Source organism: Mycobacterium sp. E3298, assembly GCF_001666895.1.
GTDB lineage: Bacteria > Actinomycetota > Actinomycetes > Mycobacteriales > Mycobacteriaceae > Mycobacterium.
The window spans coordinates 1-5,792 of sequence record NZ_LZJB01000270.1 but is presented as its reverse complement, the minus strand read 5'-3'; the positions used below and the strand labels follow the sequence as shown (position 1 = coordinate 5,792).

Genomic DNA, 5,792 nt, shown 5'->3' with positions numbered 1-5,792 from the left:
GGGCTCCGCCATCCGGGGCAAACGGTTGTTTCATCCGATCGGGGTTCTGGCGGAGGGCTTCATCGAACGGGTCGCCCCGGCCGGCCAGGGGCTGCCCATTTCGTCGTCCGAGGTTGTCGCCCGGGTGTCGAAGGCCAGTGGCACGCCCGGGGCCTTGCCTGACTTCATCGGCCTGGCTTTCCGGGTCACACCGCCGCAGGGGACCGGGCCGTGGGACATCCTGGTCGTCTCCTCGGGCTCGGGGCTGCTGTCCCGGGCACTCGCGCTGCGCCCTGCCATCTCGTGGAGCGATCAGACGCTGACCACCCTGATGCCGCTGCACTACCGGGGAGCCAATTGGTGGCTCAGGGCCCGGATCGTCAGCAAGATCGACGGTCCCGGCCTGTCGCTGGACGGCGTGCGCGACCGCCTCGAGCACGACAGCATCGAGGTCTCGCTCGACCAAGCCTGTGGCAGTGGGGATTTCACGCCGCTGGGCCGGCTCACGCTGACCGGGGCCGTCGATCCCGAACCGGCGGCCGACGTGTCATTCGATCCCGTGATCAACACGCCACCCGGCGTGAGCCTGCGCCCGCGCTGGCTCGCCGATCTGCGCGCCCGCGCCTACCGGCGAAGCCGGCATGGCAGGGACGCGGAATAGGAGACCGGGCAGTGGATTCACGGTCGTTCGTCGAGGTGGTCACCCGCGACGCGTCGGCCGGACGGACCGCTCACCGCTCGACCGGTGCGCAGACTCGTCACGGCAGCGTGGTGATGGTCCCGGCCGTCAAGAGATCGGTGTAATAGCTTCCGCCAGGGTAGAAATCGGGTGTGGTCGTTCCCGCGATCATGTCGGCGATCCAGCCCCGGGTCAGACCCCAGACCGCGGCGACGTTGTCGGCCTTCGGGCGCCCACACACGAGGTTCTCGTAACCCGGCGACGACGGGCCGAGTGCGTCGCCGTGGGCGCCGGTCGTGATTTTCACCCCGTGAAACGTGCGGTCCGGGAAGTACCGCTCGATCGCCTTGGTCCCGCGTTGAAAGAAGTTGCACAGCAGATGCGGCGACGCCGTGGCGTAGATCGGCAGCGTCGTACCCGCGAGGCCCGCCAGCGCGTCGTCGGTATTGGAGCCGAGGAACGACTTGACGCCGTCCTCGCTGACCACGCCGCGCAGCTGGGTGAAGGCGGCCGGGTAGGAGCTGTGCAGGCGCTCGGCGACGTATTCGACGGCCTCGGAGCCCGCCGAGTGGCCGACGAACACCATGTTGTCGGGTAGCGGCGCGACGGGGCGGCCGGCCTTCTCGGCCGCCGTCGCGAACGACGTCGCCAACGCGCCCCGCGGGTCGTCTTTGTGCGCGAAGACGTCCGCGATGTTGTCCAGGAACCCTCTGTTGTCGATCAGGTGCTCCACGGTGCAGCCGAAGATGTTGAGGGTGGACAGGGTGGTGGCCACCACCAGGTAACCGCTGCCCGCGAGCTCGGGGCCGAACGCGGACCACACCTTCTTGCCTTCCACGAATCCGTGCTGCAACCAGACCAGCCCGAGCGGGGGCGTGCTGGGGAAATACCACGTCGTGGGTACCGCCTGCGTTGCGCTTGCGCAGGTGACGTCGGTCGTGCTGTCGGCCTCCGTGGCTTCGGCCCGGGCCGGGCACGGGGCGAACGCGATCGCGGCCAGCGCGACGATGCCGATCACGGTCGCGCTGGTCCGACGGGCACGCCAGGCCGGCGCACCGAACTTCATTAAGGGATTGAACCATTAAGTTAGTTAAATGGGGCCTCATCGGCCCCCAATCCCGCTATGTGCGATTCAGCGGGCGTGCCCGAGCAGGTGGCGGAGCGCCTGATCGAGGTCGGGTTGGCGGAACCGGTGCCCTTGCGCGCTCAGCTTGTGCGGAAGAACCCGCTGGCTGGCGCACGCCAATTCGCGTGCGCCCTGCTCGCCGAGCAGCACCCGCGGCCCCAGCGACGGCACCGGCAACACCGCGGGCCGGTGCACGACGCGCGCCAGCGTCGTCGTGTACTCGCTGTTGCGAACCGGCTGCGGGGCAACGGCGTTCACGGCTCCCGACAGCGCCCGGTCCCATAGAGCGCGGTGGTAGATGTCGACCAGGTCGTCGATCCCGATCCACGACAACCATTGCCGGCCGTCGCCCAGTCGCCCGCCCAACCCGGCGCTGAACAACGGGCGCATCAGCTTCAGCGTGCCCCCGCGCGGGGATTGCACGATCCCGGTGCGCACCCGTACCACGCGCACCCCGGACTGCTCGGCGGGCTCGGTTGCGGCCTCCCAGTCGGCGACCACGTCGGCGAGGAAACCGCCGCCCCGGTCGCTGTCCTCGGTGAGGACCTCGTCGCCCCGGTCGGATCCGTAATATCCGATCGCCGACGCCGAGATGAGCACCGCCGGGCGGTCGTTGGCGCGGCCGAGCGCCTCGGCGAGGCGGCGGGTGGGGCCAATCCTGCTGTCGCGGATGGCATGTCGATGTTTGTCGGTGAACCGGCCGGCGATCGAGGCCCCCGCCAGATGGATGACGGCGTCCACGCGATCGAACAGTCCCGGGTCGGGGTCGTCGGGATCCCACTCGCGCTCGTCGTCTCCGCGCGCAGGGCGGCGCACCAACCGGATGACGCGATGGCCGCCCGTGCTCAGAAACGCCGTCAACGCCGAACCCACCAGCCCGGACGCACCGGTGACCGCGACGGTCAGCGGAGCCAGCCCGTTGTCGGCGGCCAGCCGGTGGGCGGCCAGATCGTCGGCGAGCTGACGGTGCCGGTAGGTGAACATGGGCCGCAGCAACGACCCGGGCACCGGTGTGTCCACCCGGTCGATGACCCGGGTGCGGCCGTCGCCGACGGCCTCGAAGTCATGGGTGTGCCGCCAGCGCACGGCGATTCGGGTGGGCAGCGTGGCCAGGCCGTCGCCGCCGATGGCGTCCACGAAGCGCCGCGGCGGGTCGTAGTCTGCCGGCTGGTGGACGGCGACCCAGCGCAGGCCGCCCGGTAGCGCCAGCGTCGCCCGCCCGTCCTTGAGTGAGGCGGCCTCGGAGACCAGGCGCATGGGTTGCCACGGCGGTGAGAGCCGGGCGAACGCGCCCGGCCTGGCGTGCCAGGCGAACACGTCGCCGATCGGCGCGTCGACCACGCTCGAAAATTCCAGCCCCATCGCTGCAGGCTAGCGGTTGGGCAGCGCGTGCTCCACGATGGGCATGCGCGGCTGGGGCTGCCGCTCGCCGCGCTTGGCGGCGAGATATACCTGCGCGGTCTCCCGGGCCACGGTCTTCCAGTCGAAGGCCGAGGTGAGCCGTTCGCGGGCGGCGCGGGCGCGCTGCTGCGCGGCGAATGGATCATCGAGCACGACCCGCACGGCCGAGGCGAGCCGGGCGACGTCGCGGGGTGGGCAGGAGACCCCGGTCTGGCCGTTGATCACCGCCTCGCCCAGGCCCCCGATGTTCGACGTGACGAGCGGCGTCCCCGCCGCGGCGGCTTCCAGCGCGACGATCCCGAACGGCTCGTAGTGGCTGGGCAGCACCGCGGCGTCGGCCCGGTGCAGCACCGCGAGCAGCTCGGCATGGCCGAGGTGGCCGACGAACCGAGTCGCCTTGAGCACCCGATGTTTTCGGGCCTGCGCGACGAGCCACTCCTGCTGCGTGCCCTCCCCGGCGATGGTCAGGGTGGTCCCGGGGTGGGCGCGCCGGATGCGGGGCAGGGCGGCGATGACGTCATGCACACCCTTTTCGTATTCCAGCCGCCCGAGGAAGAGCAGTTCGGCGGGACCGGTGCGCGGCCGGCGCTCGGCGAACGGCCAGCGCGCGGCGTCGATTCCGTTGCGGATGACCGTGATTGCGGCCAGGCCGGGCCCGAACAGTTCGGTGATCTCGTCGGACATCGACGCCGAACAGGTGATCAGCGAATCGGATTCGCGCACCAACCACGACTCCACGGCGTGCACCTGACGACTGATAGCGCCGGACACCCAGCCGGAGTGCCGTCCGGCCTCGGTGGCGTGGATGGTGGAAACCATTGGCACGTCGTAGAACTGCGCGAGCGTGATCGCCGGATGGGCCACCAGCCAGTCGTGCGCGTGCACGACGTCGGGACGCCACGGCCGGTTCGTGCCCCGCTTCTTCAACGACAGGCCCTCGCGCGTCATGGAATGGCCCATGGCCAGCGTCCACGCCATCATGTCGGTGCTGAACGAGAACTCGTGCGGGTCTTGGGCTGCGGCGATCACCCGGACTCCGTCGACCACCTCGTCGGACGACGGGTGCGTGCTGGGGTCGGTGCCCGTGGGGCGGCGGGACAGCACGACGACCTCGTGCCCGGCCGCGGCCAGCGCCGTCGACAGGTGATGCACGTGCCGGCCGAGCCCGCCGATCACCACCGGCGGGTACTCCCACGAGACCATCAGGATCTTCACGCGGCCGCCAAGCTCATCGGGGCAGCCTGCGCGCGTCCAGGGCGCCGAACAGTCCGTCGGCGCGGTTCCAGCCTTCGGCCAGGCGCCCAGCGGCGTCCCGGCGCCCGGACGCGAGCGCCCCGGCGATCTCGCGGGTCGCGTGGGCGTGCAGGTGGGCGCGGTAGCGCGCGTAGTCGGCGGCCGAGTCCTTACTCACCATGAACGGCCAGTCGCTGGACACGGTGAGCAGGGTCTCGCGCAGGATCTGGTCGGCGACGTGGTCGCGAGGCAGCGGCCCATCCAGCGAGGCCCGTTGCGCGAGCGCCTTATCCACTGTGCTCAGCGCCGTGTCGACCACTTCGTTGTTGAGCTGGACCAGGTCGGCCACCTTCTCGCCCGCCCAGACCTGCCAGTCCTTGCCCGAGCCCCACGAACTGGGCGGCAACGCGACCGGGCGCCCGACGAATCCGCCGTCGATGGCGTCGTTCAGCGTCCCCACCCGCACTCCGGCGGCGGGCAGGGCGCGCAGCAGCCGCTGCAGCCACGTCGGCCCCTCGTACCACCAGTGGCCGAAAAGTTCGGTGTCGAAGGCGGCGACCACGTGCGCGGGGCGCCCGATGCGGTCGGATTCGCTGGTCAGCCGGTTGCGGACCACCTCGACGAAGTCGGCGACGTGGACGTCGACGGCGTGGTCGGCGCGCTCGGGGTCGTAGGGGGCCTTGGCCTCCGACGCCACGTTGCGGCCGGTCACCCGTGCCGGCTTCAGCCCGGTGAGGTGGTCGTAGGTGTGGAAGTCGCGGTAGGCGGCGTGCCCGGGGTAGCCGGACTTGGGTGACCACACCCGGTAGCTGACCTGCAGGTCGCGTCCGAACGCGACGACGTCGGTGTCGCCGACGGGCCGGCCCAGCGCGGTGTCGCCGTGCAGCGACGGGCCGTCGACCATGAAGTGGGTGACACCGGCGGCGGCGTAGTCGTGCTCCATGCCCGGGGCATAGGCACATTCGGGCGCCCAGATCCCGCTGGGGCCCTGCCCTTTTCGCGTCCCCAGCCGCGACTGCGCGTCGCCCAGCCCCTCGCGCAGGGCGAACTCGCGCAGCCGCGGCGCGAGCAGCGGCTGGAAGGGGTGGGCCAGCGGGCCGCCGAGCAACTCCACGGTGCCGGCGTCGAGCAGGCCGCGCAGCAGCGGGCTGGCGCCGTGCCGCCATCGGGTGGCGAAATCCTCCAGCGCCCCGTCCGCCTCGGCGCATTCACGAATCCCCAAGGCGCGCAACGCTTCCGGCGTGCAAGATTGGTATTCGGCCGACTTCGAGCGCGCGGCGGACCGGACGCTGGCCGCCTCGGCGGCCCGCAGCCGCCAGTTGGCGAGCCAATGGTGCATGCCGTCCAGGCAGTACGGGTCGTCGAGCTGCGCGT

The 5,792-nt window shown here is 71.1% G+C and carries 5 protein-coding genes; 1 reads left to right on the top strand and 4 read right to left on the bottom strand.

Features of this window, described 5'->3' with window-relative positions:
- On the top strand, positions 1-640 hold a 640-nt coding region (locus A9X05_RS12735), incomplete at its 5' end, for a phosphodiesterase (RefSeq protein ID WP_067781756.1).
- A gap of 97 nt (positions 641-737) precedes the next feature.
- Here the strand turns inward: A9X05_RS12735 and A9X05_RS12730 are convergent.
- The 4 genes from A9X05_RS12730 to A9X05_RS12715 form a co-directional block, all read right to left on the bottom strand.
- Positions 738-1,724 carry a hypothetical protein gene (locus A9X05_RS12730; protein WP_067751059.1) on the bottom strand — a complete coding sequence of 329 codons (987 nt, stop codon included), beginning with the start codon at positions 1,722-1,724 and terminating at the stop codon, positions 738-740.
- A 66-nt stretch (positions 1,725-1,790) separates the two neighbouring features.
- On the bottom strand, positions 1,791-3,146 hold the full coding sequence (locus tag A9X05_RS12725) for a TIGR01777 family oxidoreductase (RefSeq protein WP_067781753.1): 1,356 nt from the start codon (positions 3,144-3,146) through the stop codon (positions 1,791-1,793).
- A gap of 9 nt (positions 3,147-3,155) precedes the next feature.
- Positions 3,156-4,400, bottom strand: coding sequence for a glycosyltransferase family 4 protein (locus A9X05_RS12720; protein ID WP_067781750.1), 1,245 nt, complete (start codon positions 4,398-4,400; stop codon positions 3,156-3,158).
- A 13-nt stretch (positions 4,401-4,413) separates the two neighbouring features.
- Positions 4,414-5,792, bottom strand: a 1,379-nt coding sequence (locus A9X05_RS12715; protein ID WP_067781747.1) for a glycoside hydrolase family 57 protein, incomplete at its 5' end; no start/stop codon positions are given.

Coding starts and splice junctions, on each gene's coding strand:
- A9X05_RS12730 (WP_067751059.1), bottom strand. CDS start 1,724: ATGAAGTTCGGTGCGCCGGCCTGGCGTGCCCGTCGGACCAGCGCGACC.
- A9X05_RS12725 (WP_067781753.1), bottom strand. CDS start 3,146: ATGGGGCTGGAATTTTCGAGCGTGGTCGACGCGCCGATCGGCGACGTG.